Annotated in this window: 14 protein-coding genes; 10 read left to right on the forward strand and 4 right to left on the reverse strand. The window is 74.3% G+C overall.

Translation table 11 applies throughout. The features are described from left to right. The first annotated feature begins 162 nt into the window (after nt 1-162). From AC07CM_RS05170 to AC07CM_RS05185, 4 genes are all read left to right on the forward strand, one after another. Nucleotides 163-1,221 (forward strand): PucR family transcriptional regulator, encoded by a 1,059-nt coding sequence (locus AC07CM_RS05170; protein ID WP_478874974.1) that lies wholly within the window; start codon nt 163-165, stop codon nt 1,219-1,221. Between the two features lie 74 nt (nt 1,222-1,295). Beyond that, nucleotides 1,296-2,285 carry an NAD-dependent epimerase/dehydratase family protein gene (locus AC07CM_RS05175; protein ID WP_478874975.1) on the forward strand — a complete coding sequence of 330 codons (990 nt, stop codon included), beginning with the start codon at nt 1,296-1,298 and terminating at the stop codon, nt 2,283-2,285. 117 nt (nt 2,286-2,402) lie between these two features. Next, nucleotides 2,403-3,809, forward strand: a complete 1,407-nt coding sequence (locus tag AC07CM_RS05180; RefSeq protein WP_478874976.1) for an FG-GAP repeat protein — start codon at nt 2,403-2,405, stop codon at nt 3,807-3,809. A 26-nt stretch (nt 3,810-3,835) separates the two neighbouring features. Beyond that, the gene (locus AC07CM_RS05185; protein ID WP_478874977.1) at nt 3,836-5,296 is read left to right on the forward strand and encodes an FG-GAP-like repeat-containing protein; all 1,461 of its coding nucleotides are present in this window, start codon (nt 3,836-3,838) and stop codon (nt 5,294-5,296) included. Nucleotides 5,297-5,332: 36 nt separating this feature from the next. Here AC07CM_RS05185 and AC07CM_RS05190 read toward each other — a convergent pair whose 3' ends face one another. Next, entirely contained in the window at nt 5,333-6,445 is a 1,113-nt protein-coding gene (locus tag AC07CM_RS05190) for a sensor histidine kinase (RefSeq protein WP_478874978.1), read from the reverse strand. 1 nt (nt 6,446) lies between these two features. Next, nucleotides 6,447-7,211, reverse strand: coding sequence for a response regulator transcription factor (locus AC07CM_RS05195; RefSeq protein ID WP_478875322.1), 765 nt, complete (start codon nt 7,209-7,211; stop codon nt 6,447-6,449). 105 nt (nt 7,212-7,316) lie between these two features. Here AC07CM_RS05195 and AC07CM_RS05200 point away from each other — a divergent pair, with 105 nt between their 5' ends. From AC07CM_RS05200 to AC07CM_RS05210, 3 genes are all read left to right on the forward strand, one after another. Continuing rightward, the gene (locus tag AC07CM_RS05200; protein WP_478874979.1) at nt 7,317-8,048 is read left to right on the forward strand and encodes a glycosyltransferase family 2 protein; all 732 of its coding nucleotides are present in this window, start codon (nt 7,317-7,319) and stop codon (nt 8,046-8,048) included. 92 nt (nt 8,049-8,140) lie between these two features. Then, the gene (locus AC07CM_RS05205) at nt 8,141-8,752 is read left to right on the forward strand and encodes a TIGR04282 family arsenosugar biosynthesis glycosyltransferase (protein ID WP_478874980.1); all 612 of its coding nucleotides are present in this window, start codon (nt 8,141-8,143) and stop codon (nt 8,750-8,752) included. Beyond that, entirely contained in the window at nt 8,749-9,504 is a 756-nt protein-coding gene (locus tag AC07CM_RS05210; RefSeq protein WP_478874981.1) for a methyltransferase domain-containing protein, read from the forward strand. Before AC07CM_RS05205 ends, AC07CM_RS05210 begins: the two co-directional genes overlap by 4 nt. Before the next feature lie 313 nt (nt 9,505-9,817). On the opposite strand, the gene AC07CM_RS05215 is transcribed toward AC07CM_RS05210, so the two are convergent. Then, the gene (locus AC07CM_RS05215) at nt 9,818-11,062 is read right to left on the reverse strand and encodes a molybdopterin-dependent oxidoreductase (RefSeq protein WP_478874982.1); all 1,245 of its coding nucleotides are present in this window, start codon (nt 11,060-11,062) and stop codon (nt 9,818-9,820) included. A gap of 114 nt (nt 11,063-11,176) precedes the next feature. Here AC07CM_RS05215 and AC07CM_RS05220 point away from each other — a divergent pair, with 114 nt between their 5' ends. The 3 genes from AC07CM_RS05220 (at nt 11,177) to AC07CM_RS05230 (ending at nt 13,482) form a co-directional block, all read left to right on the forward strand. Then, a complete protein-coding gene (locus AC07CM_RS05220; RefSeq protein WP_478874983.1) occupies nt 11,177-12,526 on the forward strand; it encodes a hypothetical protein in 1,350 nt (449 codons plus the stop codon). A 132-nt stretch (nt 12,527-12,658) separates the two neighbouring features. After that, the gene (locus AC07CM_RS05225) at nt 12,659-13,123 is read left to right on the forward strand and encodes a hypothetical protein (protein WP_478874984.1); all 465 of its coding nucleotides are present in this window, start codon (nt 12,659-12,661) and stop codon (nt 13,121-13,123) included. Beyond that, nucleotides 13,120-13,482 carry a transcriptional regulator gene (locus AC07CM_RS05230; protein ID WP_478874985.1) on the forward strand — a complete coding sequence of 121 codons (363 nt, stop codon included), beginning with the start codon at nt 13,120-13,122 and terminating at the stop codon, nt 13,480-13,482. Before AC07CM_RS05225 ends, AC07CM_RS05230 begins: the two co-directional genes overlap by 4 nt. On the opposite strand, the gene AC07CM_RS05235 is transcribed toward AC07CM_RS05230, so the two are convergent. Next, nucleotides 13,483-14,427 carry an MIP/aquaporin family protein gene (locus AC07CM_RS05235; protein ID WP_478874986.1) on the reverse strand — a complete coding sequence of 315 codons (945 nt, stop codon included), beginning with the start codon at nt 14,425-14,427 and terminating at the stop codon, nt 13,483-13,485. Nucleotides 14,428-14,480 lie beyond the last annotated feature (53 nt).

Below are 14,480 nucleotides of genomic sequence, written 5' to 3' on the forward strand. Positions count from 1 at the left end.
CGGCACCGGAGCCATCCGTGGTGCTCCCCTCGGGCGATGGTGCACGAGGCGCGCGCTCCCGCGCATTGCCGGTTTCCGGCAGCGTTCACTAGGGTCTCGATGCCGGACGGACATCAAGAAACCGTCAGCGGCGCGTCAGGATCACGGGGAAACGGGGACGGCGTGACCGAGGCAGCGATACCCGAGCACTATCTGGACGGCTATGCCCGCACCCTGGCCGAGGTCGCGGCCACCGGCCGCCGGCTGACCCGGCAGGAACTGGCCCTGCGGCGGAACCTGGGCGAGCAGGCCGCCGACGCCGGGCACGGACTGCGTGCTCTGGTCGTCGCCCACCTGGCCGCCGCCCGCGCCGCCTGGCCCGGCACGCCCGGCTCGTCCGACAGCACGCTGGCCGCCGTGCAGCAGGCGATCGACGCGCTCGCCGAGGGCTACGAACGCGCCCAGCGGCTCGCGGTGCGCCGGGAGGAGGCCGCGCGCCGGGAGTTCATCGACGACCTGCTCTACGGCCGCAGCGACCTGGGCCGGCTCGCCGAGCGGGCCGAGCGGTTCGGCCTGCGGCTGTCCCGGGCGCACGCGGTCGCCGTCGCCCAGGGGCCGGCCCCGCTCGGCGAGGGCGACCCGCTGACCCGGCAGGTGGAACGCGCGGTCGTCGCCCGATTCGACGCCCGCAGCATCCTGCTCACCACCAAGAACGGCCGGCTGCTGTGCGTCGCGCCGGGTGACGAGGACGAGGTCATCACCCACTTCGCCAAGCAGGCGTACGCGGCCGACGCCGGCTGCCGGGTCGCGGTCGGCCGTCCGCAGCCCGGCCCCCGCGGGGTCGTGCAGTCGTACGAAGAGGCCCTCGCCGCGCTGGAGATGGCCGAGCGGCTGGACCTGGACCAGCCGCTGCTGCGCGCCGCCGACCTGCTCGTGTACCCGGTGCTCGCCCGGGACCGGCAGGCCATGGCCGACCTGGTGTCGCACACGCTCGGCCCGCTCACCGCGGCGCGCGGCGGGCCGCGGCCGCTGCTGGACACGCTCACCGTGTACTTCGACTCCGGCTGCGTGGCCGCCGAGGCCGCCCGCCGCCTCGCGCTCAGCGTGCGCGCCCTGACCTACCGGCTGGAGCGCATCCACAAGCTGACCGGCGCCGACCCGGCCGACCCGGCGCACCGGTACGCCCTGCAGACGGCGGTGATCGGCGCCCGGCTGCTGGACTGGCCCGCCGAGCCGCTGTGAGGACTCCTTACGGAGCCGTGACGCACCGCCCGTCGTGCCCCGGTCCGGGGCGGTCGGGGACCTAGCGTGGCCGTGTGCGAGTACTGGTCACCGGCGGTGCCGGGTTCATCGGGTCCCATGTCGTCGACGCGCTGCGGGCGCGCGGGCACGAGCCGGTCGTGTTCGACGTCCGCGACGATCCCGGCGCCGACGTGCGCGAGCCGCGGGCCGTCGCCGCGGCCCTGGCGGGTGTGGACGCCGTCTGCCACCAGGCGGCCATGGTGGGCCTCGGCGACGGGGTGGCGGACGCGGCCGAGTACGTCTCCCGCAACGACCTGGGCACCGCCGTCCTGCTCGCCGCGATGGCCGGGGCGGGCGTGCGCCGGCTGGTGCTGGCCGGCTCGATGGTGGTGTACGGGGAGGGCCGGTACGAGTGCCCCGCGCACGGTGTCGTACGCCCCGGACCGCGCTCCGTCACCGACCTGACGGCCGGCCGCTTCGACCCGCGCTGCCCCTTCTGCGGGGCGGAACTGTCCCCGGGGCTGGTCACCGAGGACGCCCCGCCCGACCCGCGCAACGTGTACGCCGCCACCAAACTCGCCCAGGAACACCTGGCGGCCTCCTGGGCCCGCTCCACGGACGGTACGGCGATCTCCCTGCGCTACCACAACGTGTACGGCCCGCGGATGCCCCGCGACACCCCGTACGCCGGTGTCGCCTCCTTCTTCCGCTCGGCCCTCGAACGCGGCGAGGCGCCCCGCGTGTTCGAGGACGGCCGGCAGCGGCGGGACTTCGTGCACGTACGGGACGTCGCCGCCGCCAACGTCACCGCCCTGGAGGCCGGGGCCCGCCCCGGAACACTCACGGCGTACAACACCGGCAGCGGTGAGCCGCGCACGGTGGGCGACCTGGCCCGCGCCCTGTCCGCCGCCCACGGCGGTCCCGAGCCGCTGGTCACCGGCGAGTACCGGCTGGGCGACGTAAGGCACATCACGGCGGACTCCGCCCGTCTGCGAACGCACCTCGGCTGGAAGCCGGAGGTCGGTTTCGAGCAGGGCATGCGGGAGTTCGCACGGGCCCGGTGACCCGCCACGGAAACCTCGAGATTTCACCGAACTCACGTACAACCCTTGCGCTTCACCGCCGGTCTCCTGAGCGCGACGCCCGGATCCCCGGGATCCGACCCGACCGCTGGAGACTCCATGCGCACGCGCCTCCGCCTGCTGACCGCCGCGCTTCTCGCCTCCGGCCTGACCCCGCCGGCGCTCGCCGCGCCGGCGACCGCGGCCACCGCCAAGTACGCGGACGACTTCAACGGCGACGGCCACCGCGACCTCGCGCTCGGCGACCGCACCGCCACCGTGGCCGGTAAGAAGCAGGCGGGCGCCGTGGTCGTCGTCTGGGGCACGGCCCACGGCCCCGACCCCGCCAAGCGCTCGGTGATCACCCAGAACACCCCGTACATCGCGGGCACCGCGGAGACGAACGACTTCTTCGGTGCGAAGGTCACCGCGGCCGACATGAACAACGACGGCTACGGCGACCTCGTCGTCACCGCCCCCGGAGAGGACGACGGCGCCTACCACGGCACCTTCACCGTCCTCTGGGGCTCCAGGTCCGGCCTGACCGACGGCACCTCGTTCAGGAGCCCGAGCTGCAAGGAGTGCGGCTTCGCCAAGGACGTGGCGGTCGGCGACTTCACCGCCGACGGCAAACAGGACGTCGTCGCGATCACCGACGACTACGTCTACGTCCTGCGCGGCCCGTTCACGAAGTCCGGCTCGCGCGGCACGGCCACCAACCTCGACCCCGTCGACGGCGAGGACATCAAGCCGGACCTGGTGGTCTCCGGCAAGGTCACCAAGGACGGCACCGCCGACTTCGCCGTCCTCGGCTACGACTCGGACACCTGGACCAACCGGGCCTGGTTCTACCGCGGTGGCTCGGGCGGCCCCGCCGGGCCGGCGCGGAAGATCGGCCTGCTCGGTGACTCCGGCCTGGTGGACGCGAGCGCGACGATCGCCGACTTCGACAAGGACGGCTACGGCGACCTCACAGTCGGCTTCGCCCGTTCGGGCAAGGGCGGTGCCGTCCGGGTGTACAAGGGCACCTCCCAGGGCCCCAGCACCACGGGCACCTCGTTCACGCAGGCCACGACCGGCGTCCCCGGCACGCAGGAGTCGGGCGACTACTTCGGCTACGACGTCTCGGCCGCCGACACGAACGGCGACGGCTACCCCGACCTCGCGGTGGGCGTGCCCGGCGAGGTCATCGGCGACAACCTGTTCCGGGCCGGCGCGGTCACCGTCCTGCGCGGCGGCAAGAGCGGCCTCACCGGCAAGAACGCCCGCCAGTACGACGTCGGCACGCCCGGCGTCGAGGGCGACCCGGCCGACGAGAACGACGCCTGGCTCGGCGCCTCCGTCCTGCTGCGCGACTTCGACCGCGACGGCCGGGCCGAACTGGTCGCCGCCGCACGGGAGATCGGCCGCCTCCACCTGCTGCCGGGCACGGCCTCCGGCCCCACCGGAACCGGCTCGACCCTGTTCACCCCGCAGTTCCTGGGCCTGGGCGACCGTTCCTGGTTCGGCGCGGCCCTGCCCGACTGACCCCCTCTTCCTCGGGAGACACAGACGTGAAGCACCCCCTGCGCGGCAGCACCGCGCTCGCCGCCCTGTTCGTCGCGGGTCTGACCCCGGTGGCCCTGACCGGTCCGGCCTCGGCCGCGCCCTCCGGGCTCCAGGGCGACTTCAACGGCGACGGCTACCGGGACGTGGCGATCGCGGCGCCCGCCGCCACCGTGAACGGCAAGTCCTGGGCCGGCCAGGTCGCCGTCGCCTACGGCACCGCGAGCGGACTGAACCCCGCCAAGCACCAGCTGATCAGCCAGGACACCGCGGGCATCCCCGGCAGTGCGGAGAAGGACGACGAGTTCGGCGACCAGGTCGCCACCGCCGACCTGAACCGCGACGGCTACAGCGACCTCGTCGTCGGCGCACAGCACGAGACGGCGGGCAGCGCCCAGGACGCGGGCACGGTCGTCGTCGTCTGGGGTTCCAGGACCGGCCTGTCCGGCGGTACGACCGTGAAGAACCCGCAGACGCTGTACGGCAGTTACTTCGGGCTGAGCATCGCCGCCGCCGACTTCACCGGCGACGGCAAGCCCGACCTCGCGATCTCCGCGCAGAGCGACACGGAGAACCCCAGCAGCTGGCGGGTCCGGCTGATCCGCGGCCCGTTCGCCAAGTCCGGCTCCACGGGCCGGGTCTCCTCGTACTCCCCGGGCATCGACAGGCCGGTCCTCACCGCCGGCCGGGTCAGCGGCGACACCAAGGCCGACCTGGTGGTCACCGGGCAGAAGCCGAACAGTGACCACCTCGCCACGGCCGTCTACTACAAGGGCACCTCCGACGGCATCAGCAAGGCGGCGAGCCTGCGCACCGCCGCGACGGCCGCGATCGGCGACCTGAACAAGGACGGCTTCGGGGACATCGTCCTCGGCAACCCCGAGGACCCGGCCGACGAGCCCTCGGCCTCCACCGGCGGCAAGATCCACGTTGTCTACGGCACCTCCTCCGGGCCGAGCGCCACCCGCCGCGTCTCGCTCACCCAGAACACCTCGGGCGTCCCGGACTCCTCGGAGCAGGGCGACCGGTTCGGCCAGGCGCTCGCTATCGGCGACTTCGACAAGGACGGCTACGGGGACCTCGCGGTCGGCGCGCCGGGCGAGACCTTCGGGGACGACTCCGACTACCGCGCCTCCGCCGGTGCGATCACCCTGCTGCGGGGTTCGTCCTCCGGACTCGCCACGTCCCGCCCGGTGTTCCTCACCCAGGACAGCCCCGGCGTGCCGGGCGCCCAGGAGGCCGGTGACAACTTCGGCCACGCCCTGCTCGCCTCCGACGTGAACCGCGACGGCCGCGCCGACCTGACGGCCGTCGCCGCCCAGGAGAACGACCCCGAGGGCGCGGTCTGGTTCCTGCCGGGCGCCGCGTCCACGCTCTACTCCACGACGGCGTCGACGACGTTCGGCCCGACGAAGGTGGGCCTGCCGGCCGGCAAGTACACCGCTCTGGGTGAGGATCTGGCCGGCTAGCCGGGTCCAGGGCCTTTCCCGTCCGAAGGAGAGGCACTACGCCCGAGCCGCCGGCAGGGTCACCTCGAAGCGGCAGCCGCCCGGGATGTTCCGGACCGTCGCCCGGCCCTGATGGGCCTCCACGATCCCCCGTACGATCGCCAGCCCCAGCCCCGCCCCGGCGGGCGGGGTCCGGGCGTCGGTGCCGCGCCAGCCGGTGTCGAAGACGCGGGGCAGGTCGTCCTCGGGGATGCCGCCGCAGCCGTCCGTCACGGACAGCACCACGCCCTCGGGCGCCCGTTCGGCGGCGACGGCGACCGTGCCGTCGGCGGGCGTGCGGCGGATGGCGTTCACCAGCAGGTTGGCGAGGACCCGGCTCATCTCCTTGCCGTCGACCTCCACCGGCACCGGCTCCACCCGGCCCCCGACCAGCCGTACGCCGTGCTCGCGGGCGAGCGGGCCGACCCCCGCGAGGGCGTCGCCGACCAGGTCGTACAGCGAGATCCGGGCCGGGCTGAGGGGCAGGGTGCCGGCGTGGATGCGGGAGAGCTCGAAGAGGTCGCCGACCATGTCGTTGAGGCGTTCCACCTCGGTGCGGATCTGCTTGAGGTAGCGGCCGGGGTCGGCGGCCACCCCGTCCTCCAGCGCCTCCGACATGGCGCGCAGCCCGGCGAGCGGGGTGCGCAGGTCGTGCGAGATCCAGGCGACGAGTTCCCGCCGGGACGTCTCCAGGGCCCGCTCGCGTTCCCGGGAGGCGGCGAGCCTGGCGCTGGTCGCGGCCAGCTCGCGGCTCAGCGCATCCAGTTCGGCGGTGGCCGGGGCCGCGGGTGCGGCGAAGGCGCCGCCGTCGCCGAAGTCACGTGCCGCGTCGGCGAGTTCGCGGCTGCGGGCGACGACCCAGCGGCCCAGCAGCAGCGCGGTGGCGAGCGAGACGACGGCCGCCATGGCGACGACGGTGGTGACGACCCTCAGGTCGTGCGCGGACAGGAACATCGCCTGGGCCACGGCCATGGTCCCGGCGAGCATGGCCACCACCCCGACGGCGGCGACCACGGCGAGCGAGACGGTCAGGGAACGCCGGCGGATCAGCCGCAGCACACCCGCTCCGGCCAGGCCGGTGGCGGCGGCGCCGAGGAAGGCGTAGAGGGCGATCAGGAGGGTGTCGCGCATGTCAGTCCGCCTCCTTCCCGGTGGCGTCGAAGCGGTAGCCGACGCCCCACACCGTCTGGATGAGGCGGGGCCGTCCGGGGTCGTCCTCGACCTTGCCGCGCAGCCGGCGGACGTGGACGGTGACGGTCGACAGGTCGCCGAAGTCCCAGCCCCACACCTCCCGCATCAGCTCCTCCCGGCCGAACGCCCGCCCCGGATACCGCAGGAAGAAGGCCAGCAGGTCGAACTCACGGAGGGTGAGAGCAAGTTCGGTGCCGTTCTTGGTGGCGCGGCGGGCGCCCGGATCGACCGCCAGACCGGCCGCGGCGAGCGGGCCCCGCTGTTCTCGCGCTTCCCGCGGTGCGGCGGGCCGGGCCCGGCGCAGCACCGACTCCACCCGCAGCACCAGCTCGCGCGGGCTGAACGGCTTGGTGACGTAGTCGTCGGCGCCGACCTCCAGGCCGAGGACGCGGTCCTCCTCGTCGCCGCGCGCGGTGAGCATGACGACCGGCACCGGCCCGTGCTCGCGCAGCCGCCGGCACACCTCGAGGCCGTCCATCCCGGGCAGCATCAGATCCAGCACCACCAGGTCCGGCCGGTGCGCGGCGGCGCGCTCGAGGGCGGCCGGGCCGTCGGCGGCACGGTCCACGGCGTATCCGGCACGGTCCAGGTATCCGGCGACGACCTCGGCGACGGTCGGATCGTCGTCCACGACGAGGATCCGGCCCCGGTCGCCGGGCTCACCGGCGACCGGTCCGGGGAGCGGGGAAGCGTACGGCTGCTGCATGGTGTCCACCCTGGCACCGGTGGGCCGCCCGGGCTCGGCCACGGGTCCGACGTCCGCGTTTCGTAAGGAGCAGAAGTCCGCTTTGTCACGGTTCATGTTCGTAGGGTGAGCGCCGTGACCTCCTCATCCGCCCCGCCCGACGTGGACGTCGTGCTGCCCTGCCTGAACGAGGCCGAGGCCCTGCCCTGGGTGCTCGCGCGCATCCCGGCCGGCTGGCGTGCCCTCGTCGTCGACAACGGCTCCACCGACGGCTCCGCCGGCCTCGCCCGTTCCCTGGGCGCGACCGTCGTGCCCGAGGACCGGCGCGGCTTCGGTGCCGCCTGCCACGCCGGTCTGCTGGCCGCCACCGCCGACGTGGTCTGCTTCTGCGACTGCGACGCCTCCCTCGACCCCGCCCGCCTGGTCCCGTTCGTCCGCGAGGTACGGGCCGGCGAGGCCGACCTGGTGCTCGGCCGGCGCCGTCCGCAGACCCGGGGCGCCTGGCCGGCCCATGCCCGCGCCGGCAACCTCGCGCTCACCCGGCTGCTGCGCCGCCGCACCGGGCTGCGCCTGCACGACCTCGGCCCCCTGCGCGCCGCCCGCCGCGAGCCGCTGCTCGCCCTCGGCCTGACCGACCGGCGCAGCGGTTACCCCCTGCAGATGGTGGTGCGCGCGGCCGACGCGGGGTGGCGGGTCACCGAGCACGACGTGCCGTACCTGCCCCGCACGGGCGCCTCAAAGGTCACGGGCACGTGGCGGGGGACGTGGGAGGCGGTGCGGGACATGAGCCGGGTCCTGAACGAGCCTGAGCGACCGCGGGCCGCTGGGGGCTGGTCGCACGGTTCCCCGCGCCGCTAGGGAGTGGCAGCACCGCCGGTCGAATGGAGCCGTACGCAGCCGGGCCCACCCCCGCCCGGCCCGAACTCCGGTCACCAGCCAGAAAGGCTCACATGATCACCCTCCTGGTCATCGCCAAGGAGCCCCGCCCCGGGCGGGTCAAGACGCGGCTCACTCCGCCCTTCACGCCCGCCGAGGCCGCCGCCCTCGCCGAGGCCGCACTCGAAGACACCCTGCGTGCGGTGACCCGAACACCCGCCACGCGCCGTGTCCTCGTGCTCGACGGCCGGCCGGGCCCCTGGCTGCCGGCCGGCTTCGACGTCGTACCGCAGTGCGCGGGAGGCCTCGACGCCCGGCTCGCGGACGCCTTCGCCCGCTGTTCCGGTCCGGCCCTGCTGATCGGCATGGACACCCCGCAGGTCACCCCGGACCTGCTCACCGTGGACTTCGCGGGCTGCGACGCGTACTTCGGCCCGGCCGAGGACGGCGGCTTCTGGGCGCTGGGCCTGGCCCGCCCAGAGCCCGCGCTGCTGCGGGGCGTGCCGATGTCCACGCCGGAGACCGGGGCCGTACAGCGGGAGCGGCTGGTGACGGCCGGGCTGCGGGTGCGGGACCTGCCCCGGCTGCGGGACGTCGACAGCGCCGCCGACGCCCGTGCCGTCGCGGCCCTCGCCCCGCACGGCGCCTTCGCCGCCCGGCTGGCCGACTGCACGGCCGGCCGATGAGCACCACGACCGCCCCGCCCGCCTGGGCCGCCTCCGACCCGTACGCCACGGCCCTGCGCACCGGCCGGGGCCCGCTGTTCCTGCGCCAGGCCGACGGCCGGCTGCTGCCGCTGGAGGTGGAGCGCTGGTGCGCCCGCGCGGACGCCGTGGACCGGGTGGTGCTGGACCGCTGCGAGGGCGCCGTCCTGGACATCGGCTGCGGCCCGGGCCGGCTGGTGGCGGAACTCGCCGCCCGGGGCCGCACCGTCCTCGGCGTCGACGTCAGCGAGGCCGCCGTCACCCGCACCGTCACCGTCGGCGGTCAGGCGCTGCGCCGCTCGGTCTTCGACCGGCTGCCCGGCGAGGGCCGCTGGGGCACCGTGCTGCTCATGGACGGCAACGTCGGCATCGGCGGCGACCCGCGCGCCCTGTTGCGCAGGATGGCCCAACTCCTCGCGCCCGGCGGCCTGCTGGTGGCAGAGACCGCGCCGCCGGACGTCGACGAGCGGACCGAGGTACGGGTCGTCGCCCACGGACGGGACACCGTCGGCGCCCCCTTCCCCTGGGCACGGATCGGCACCCCCGCCCTGCTGCGGCTCGCGGACCGCTCCGGATGGCGGGCGGCCGCTCAGTGGACGGCCGGCGACCGCCGTTTCGTCGCCCTGCGCACCCGCACCATCGACAGCAGCGCCGAGCAGCCGAAGAGCACGGCGGTGATCAGCAGCCAGCGCCCGAGGAAGACCTCGGCGGACCGGCCGGTGGCCATGCGGTAACGCCGGCCCACCAGGTCGAGGACGAGCGGGAACCACACGAGCAGGAGCAGCCCCGACAGCGCGGCGGGCACCCGCACGTACATCATCCACGCGCGCCGCCCGAGCGCGTCGAACCCGCGCACGACCGCCCGGTCCAGCGCCGCGTACAGCGGCAGCAGCACGAGGTCGTGCAGCAGGGCGGCCCCCACGATCCACAGCGCCACCCCGGACCGGTCACCGGCCAGAAGCCGTACACCGGCGTACCCGGCGAGTGCGAACGTGCAGGTGAACAGCAGCAGTTGGAACGGACTGCCGACCGGGACGCGACGCGGCATCACAGGTCTCCGAAGGTCAGCCGGGCCACCCACTTGGTGTTGAGCACACCGGGCGCGGCGGGCACGATGATCCGCGCCGGGTGGCCGTGGTCGGGGGACAGGACCTCGCCGTTGACGTACAGGGCGAGCAGGGAACGCGGGTCGGCCACCTGGTTGGCGCGCAGGGCCGCGCGGCGGAAGGCGCCGTGCCGCTGCAGGGACTCCACCAGCACGTCCGGCGGATCACCGTCGTACCCGACCAGCGCCGCGAGATCGCGCAGCCGTACCCCGCGCCACCACTGGTCGGCGGTGGACCAGCCCTCCACACAGGCGATCGGCAACGAGGCGCTGTGCAGCGGCAGCCGGAGCACCTGGGCGCGGGTCAGCCGGACGGTGCCGGTCCGGCCGGTGACGACGAGCCGCCAGGCGTCGTCGTGCGTCTCGGCCGGGGCTATCCCGGCGTACGCGGCCGTCTTGTTGATCTGGAAGCCGTTCGGGCCGCCGGCCGGTTCGGCCCCGCCGTGCGGTGCGAGCAGGGCCGTGCGGCGGAAGGGACCGCCCAGGCTCTGCCCCACGGTGGTCAGGAACAGCAGCAGCGAGCCGCCGCCGACCAGCGCCAGTGCCCCGCGCCGGGAGACGGTGGGCGGGTCGGGGCGCGGGGAGACCAGGTCGTTCTCCTCCCGCGGCTCCTCCCGCGCCCGTCGCCGCACGTGTCGCACGGCGGCCGGTGTCTTCAGCGCCGCGTGCGCCACGAACGCGGCGAAGAAGACCCATGCCCCGTAGAAGTGCAGCGGATAGAAGGAGCCGGGGAAGACGTAGTCCAGCTGGACGTTGAGCACCCCGGTCGTGAACTCGAACAGCCCGCCGCCGACCAGCAGCAGCAGCGAGATCCGCTCCAGCGCGTGCGCGAGCGAACGGGCCGGCGGCAGCGTGAACAGCCTCGGCACCACCGACCAGAGCTTGGCCAGCAGGACCGGGACCAGGGTGATGCCGAGGGTGACGTGCACGCCCTGGGTGAACCGGTACAGCCACACCGGGCCGGTCGGCCAGGCGAAGAGGTAGAAGCCGAGGATTCCCTTGTCGGGGGTCTTGTCGTTCACCCGGGACAGGCCCGGGTTGTAGGCCGCGTACGACACCAGGCCGGTCACGAACAGCACGGTGACGCCGATGAGCAGCACCAGACCGAGCACCGAGGTGAACCAGGGGCCGCGCAGGGGGCTGCGCCAGAAACCGGGGGAGGTGGGGAGCCGGGGATGGTCGCGCATGCCTTCGACCGTAGGCCGGGCAACGTGCGGGAAGGGGGCCGCGACCCATGACGAAACGCTGACGTCCGGCCCGTACGACGGCCCGCGCGGGCCGGTGCGTCCTAACGTGCCGACGTGACCCGCTCCCTCCGCCGCGATCTGTACGCCGTCGGGGCCGCCGCCCTGCTCGTGACGGCGGCCGTACTGATCGGCCGGCGCATCCAGGACACCCGCCACACCCTCTTCGTGCACTGGCCGCCCGTGCTGGCCGAATGGGACCCGCACCTGGGCCCCGGCACCCCGGCCGCCGTCCTCCTCGCGGCGGCCGGCGTGGCGTACGGTCCGTCCCTCGCCGCCCGCCTGCCCTGGCCCGCCCTGCTCGCGACGGCCTGGGCGACGGCGACGGCCTGGATCCTCTCCCTCGCCCTCGTCGACGGCTGGCACCGGGGCGTCGCGGGCCGCCTCACCACCCGCGAGGAGTACCTGCGGGTCATCGACCGCTTCCAGGACATCCCGGCCACGCTGCGGGACTTCACCCACCACATCGTCGCCGGCGCCCCCGCCCCCTGGCCGGCCCATGTCGCCGGGCACCCGCCGGCCTCCACGCTCACCTTCGTCCTCCTCGACCGGATCGGGCTGCGCGGCGGCGGCTGGGCCGGGACCTGGTGCGTGCTCACCGGCGCCACGGCCTGCGTGGCCGTCCTGGTCGCCGTACGGGCCCTGGCGGACGAGACCCTGGCCCGTCGCGCCGCGCCCTTCCTGGTCCTCGCCCCGGCGGCCGTCTGGCTCGGCACCTCCGCCGACGCCTACTTCGCGGCGGTCGCCGCCTGGACCGTGGCCCTGCTCGCGCTCGCCGTCTCGAAGCGGTCCCCGGCCCGTGCGGCGGCCTCCGGCCTGCTCCTCGGCCTGACCTGTTACCTGTCGTACGGCCTCACGCTCGTCGCCCTGCTCGTCGTGGCGGTCCTGCTGCTGGGCCGGGACGGGGTCCGCGCGCGCCCGGTGCTCCTGCCGGCCCTCCTCGCCGGACTGGCCGTCGTACCGCTGGTGTTCACGCTCGCCGGGTTCAACTGGTGGACGGCCTACCACCTGTTGGTGACCCGTTACTACCAGGGTGTCGGCGGCAAGCGGCCCTACTCCTACTGGGTGTGGGCCAACCTCGCCTGCGCGGCCCTGATCACGGGCCCGGCGACGGCGGCGGGCCTGCGCCGCACCGCGGGCACGCCCGGGCGGAGGGAAGGCACCACCCCGGCGCCCCGCACCTCCGCAGCCCCGGTCCGGCTGGCCCTCCTCGTCTCCGGGGCCCTCCTCGCCCTGCTGATCGCCGACCTGTCCGGGATGAGCAAGGCCGAGACCGAGCGCATCTGGCTGCCGTTCGCGATGTGGCTGCTCCCGGCGTGCGCGTATCTGCCCCACCCCCGTGCCTGGCTCACGGCCCAGGTGGCCCTCGCCCTGCTCCTCAACCACCTTCTGCTGACCGGTTGGTGAGGCCGTCGTCCGTCCGCGACCAGGGAGGCCCGCCCAGGGGAAAGTACTTGCATCTTTGGAAAGTAGTGTCCAGGATGACGTATGGAAGGGGGGCGGCCGACCACCGCCCCTCCCTGGACCGGAGGTACACGCATGGACAGCACGGGGGAACCGATGGACGCGCGGCACGCCGAGGACGCGCTCGCCGCCGCATGCGCCGCACGGACCGCGGCACGCAGGGCGAGCGACGAACGCAACAGGCCCCGGGGGTACGCCATGGGCCAGGGCCTGACCTTCGCGGCCGGGTTCACCTCGCTGGGGCTGTCCGACCGGCAACCCCACTGGGCCTTCTGGCTGCTGCCGGCCGGGCTGCTGAGCCTGACCGCCTTCCTCGTCCTGGTCTGGCTCGGCGCGCACCACGGCGGCGTGACCCGTTGGTTCGCCCGCGACTGCGGCCCCGGCCGGCCCGCCTGGCGCGCCTGGCTGGTCCCGCTCGCTCCCACCGCCGTGGGCCTGCTGGCCGCGATCCCGTTCGGCGTGACCGGCTGGCTCATCGGCTTCGGCCTCGCCAGCGGCCTCGACCACCTGCTGCGTGCCGCCCGGGCGGGTACGGCATGACCGCCGGCACGGGAGGCGGGCCTCCGGCCCTGGACCGCGAACTGCACCATCCCACCCGGCTGGCCCTGGCCGCGTATCTCTCCGGGTGCGGGGAGGCGGAGTTCGCCGTGCTGCGGGACTACTGCCAGGTGTCCGACTCGACGCTGAGCAAGACGCTCTCCGCCCTGGAGAGGACGGGCTACGTCAGCATCCGCAAGGGCTACTTCGGCAAGCGCCCGCGGACCTGGGCCGCCCTCACGCTCACCGGCCGGCGGGCGCTCGCGAGCCACCTCGCGGCACTGGAGGCGATCGCGTCGGCGGCCCGCAGGGCGGGGGCCACGGCGTCGACGACGGACGCGGACCCGGAGCCGGGCTCCTAGTCAGTAGTCCTCCTCCTCCACCGGCCGGGTCCGGCCCGGCTCGGGCAGCTCGCCCATCTCGGAGCGCACGACCAGGACGTCGCCGATGAACAGGTCGTAGATCAGGATCCCGACGGTGCCGCCGATCAGCGGCCCGACGATCGGGATCCACCAGTAGGCGCTGAACGCGCCCGCGACGCTTCCCGGGAACGCCAGGCTGTCCCAGCCGGCCGCGTAGGTGAACAGCCGGGGCCCGAAGTCACGGGCGGGGTTGATGGCGTAGCCGGCGTTCGCGCCGTAGGACATGCCGATGGCGGCGACGACGAAGCCCACGATCAACGGCGCGAGGTTGGCCTTCACGGCCTGGTTGCGCAGGTCGATGACGGCGGCGATCAGCATGAGCAGGAAGGCCGTACCGACGATCTGGTCGATCAGCGGCCCCCAGATGCCGCCGTGGAAGTACGGCGCCGGGAAGGTCGCGAAGATCGAGAACGTGGCGTTCGTGTGCCCGTTCACCTTCGGCCCCGCCACGGCGCTGTCGAAGGCGTTGATCGCGTTGTGGTAGACGAGGTAGACCAGCGCCGCCCCGGCGAACGCGCCGACGATCTGCGAGATCCAGAACGGCACCACCTTGGCCCAGGAGAAACCGCGGCGCACGGCCATCGCCAGCGTCACGGCCGGGTTCAGGTGGGCGCCGCTGACGCCGCCGGCCACGTAGACGCCGAAGGTGACGGCCAGGGCCCAGCCCCAGGTGATCAGCAGCCAGTCGCCGGCCGCGAGGAAGATCGTCGTGGGGGTGGCGGCACGGCCCGAGCCGGGCAGCGCGGCGACCGCCATCGCGACCACGCCGCAGCCGAAGGAGATGAGGACGAAGGTCCCGAGGAACTCCGCCATGCACTCGCCCAGCAGGCCGCCCCGGCTTCTGAGCCGGGAGGGCTTGATGAGCGAAGGGATTTCGACAGCCATTGAGGCCCCCTCGAAGAGAGCAATACGGCCAACATCACCATATTGGCCCACAA

Source organism: Streptomyces sp. NPDC044061 (assembly GCF_056434305.1).

Coding starts and splice junctions, on each gene's coding strand:
- AC07CM_RS05180 (WP_478874976.1), top strand. CDS start 2,403: ATGCGCACGCGCCTCCGCCTGCTGACCGCCGCGCTTCTCGCCTCCGGC.
- AC07CM_RS05190 (WP_478874978.1), bottom strand. CDS start 6,445: ATGCGCGACACCCTCCTGATCGCCCTCTACGCCTTCCTCGGCGCCGCC.
- AC07CM_RS05195 (WP_478875322.1), bottom strand. CDS start 7,211: ATGCAGCAGCCGTACGCTTCCCCGCTCCCCGGACCGGTCGCCGGTGAG.
- AC07CM_RS05205 (WP_478874980.1), top strand. CDS start 8,141: ATGATCACCCTCCTGGTCATCGCCAAGGAGCCCCGCCCCGGGCGGGTC.
- AC07CM_RS05210 (WP_478874981.1), top strand. CDS start 8,749: ATGAGCACCACGACCGCCCCGCCCGCCTGGGCCGCCTCCGACCCGTAC.
- AC07CM_RS05215 (WP_478874982.1), bottom strand. CDS start 11,062: ATGCGCGACCATCCCCGGCTCCCCACCTCCCCCGGTTTCTGGCGCAGC.
- AC07CM_RS05225 (WP_478874984.1), top strand. CDS start 12,659: ATGGACAGCACGGGGGAACCGATGGACGCGCGGCACGCCGAGGACGCG.
- AC07CM_RS05230 (WP_478874985.1), top strand. CDS start 13,120: ATGACCGCCGGCACGGGAGGCGGGCCTCCGGCCCTGGACCGCGAACTG.
- AC07CM_RS05235 (WP_478874986.1), bottom strand. CDS start 14,427: ATGGCTGTCGAAATCCCTTCGCTCATCAAGCCCTCCCGGCTCAGAAGC.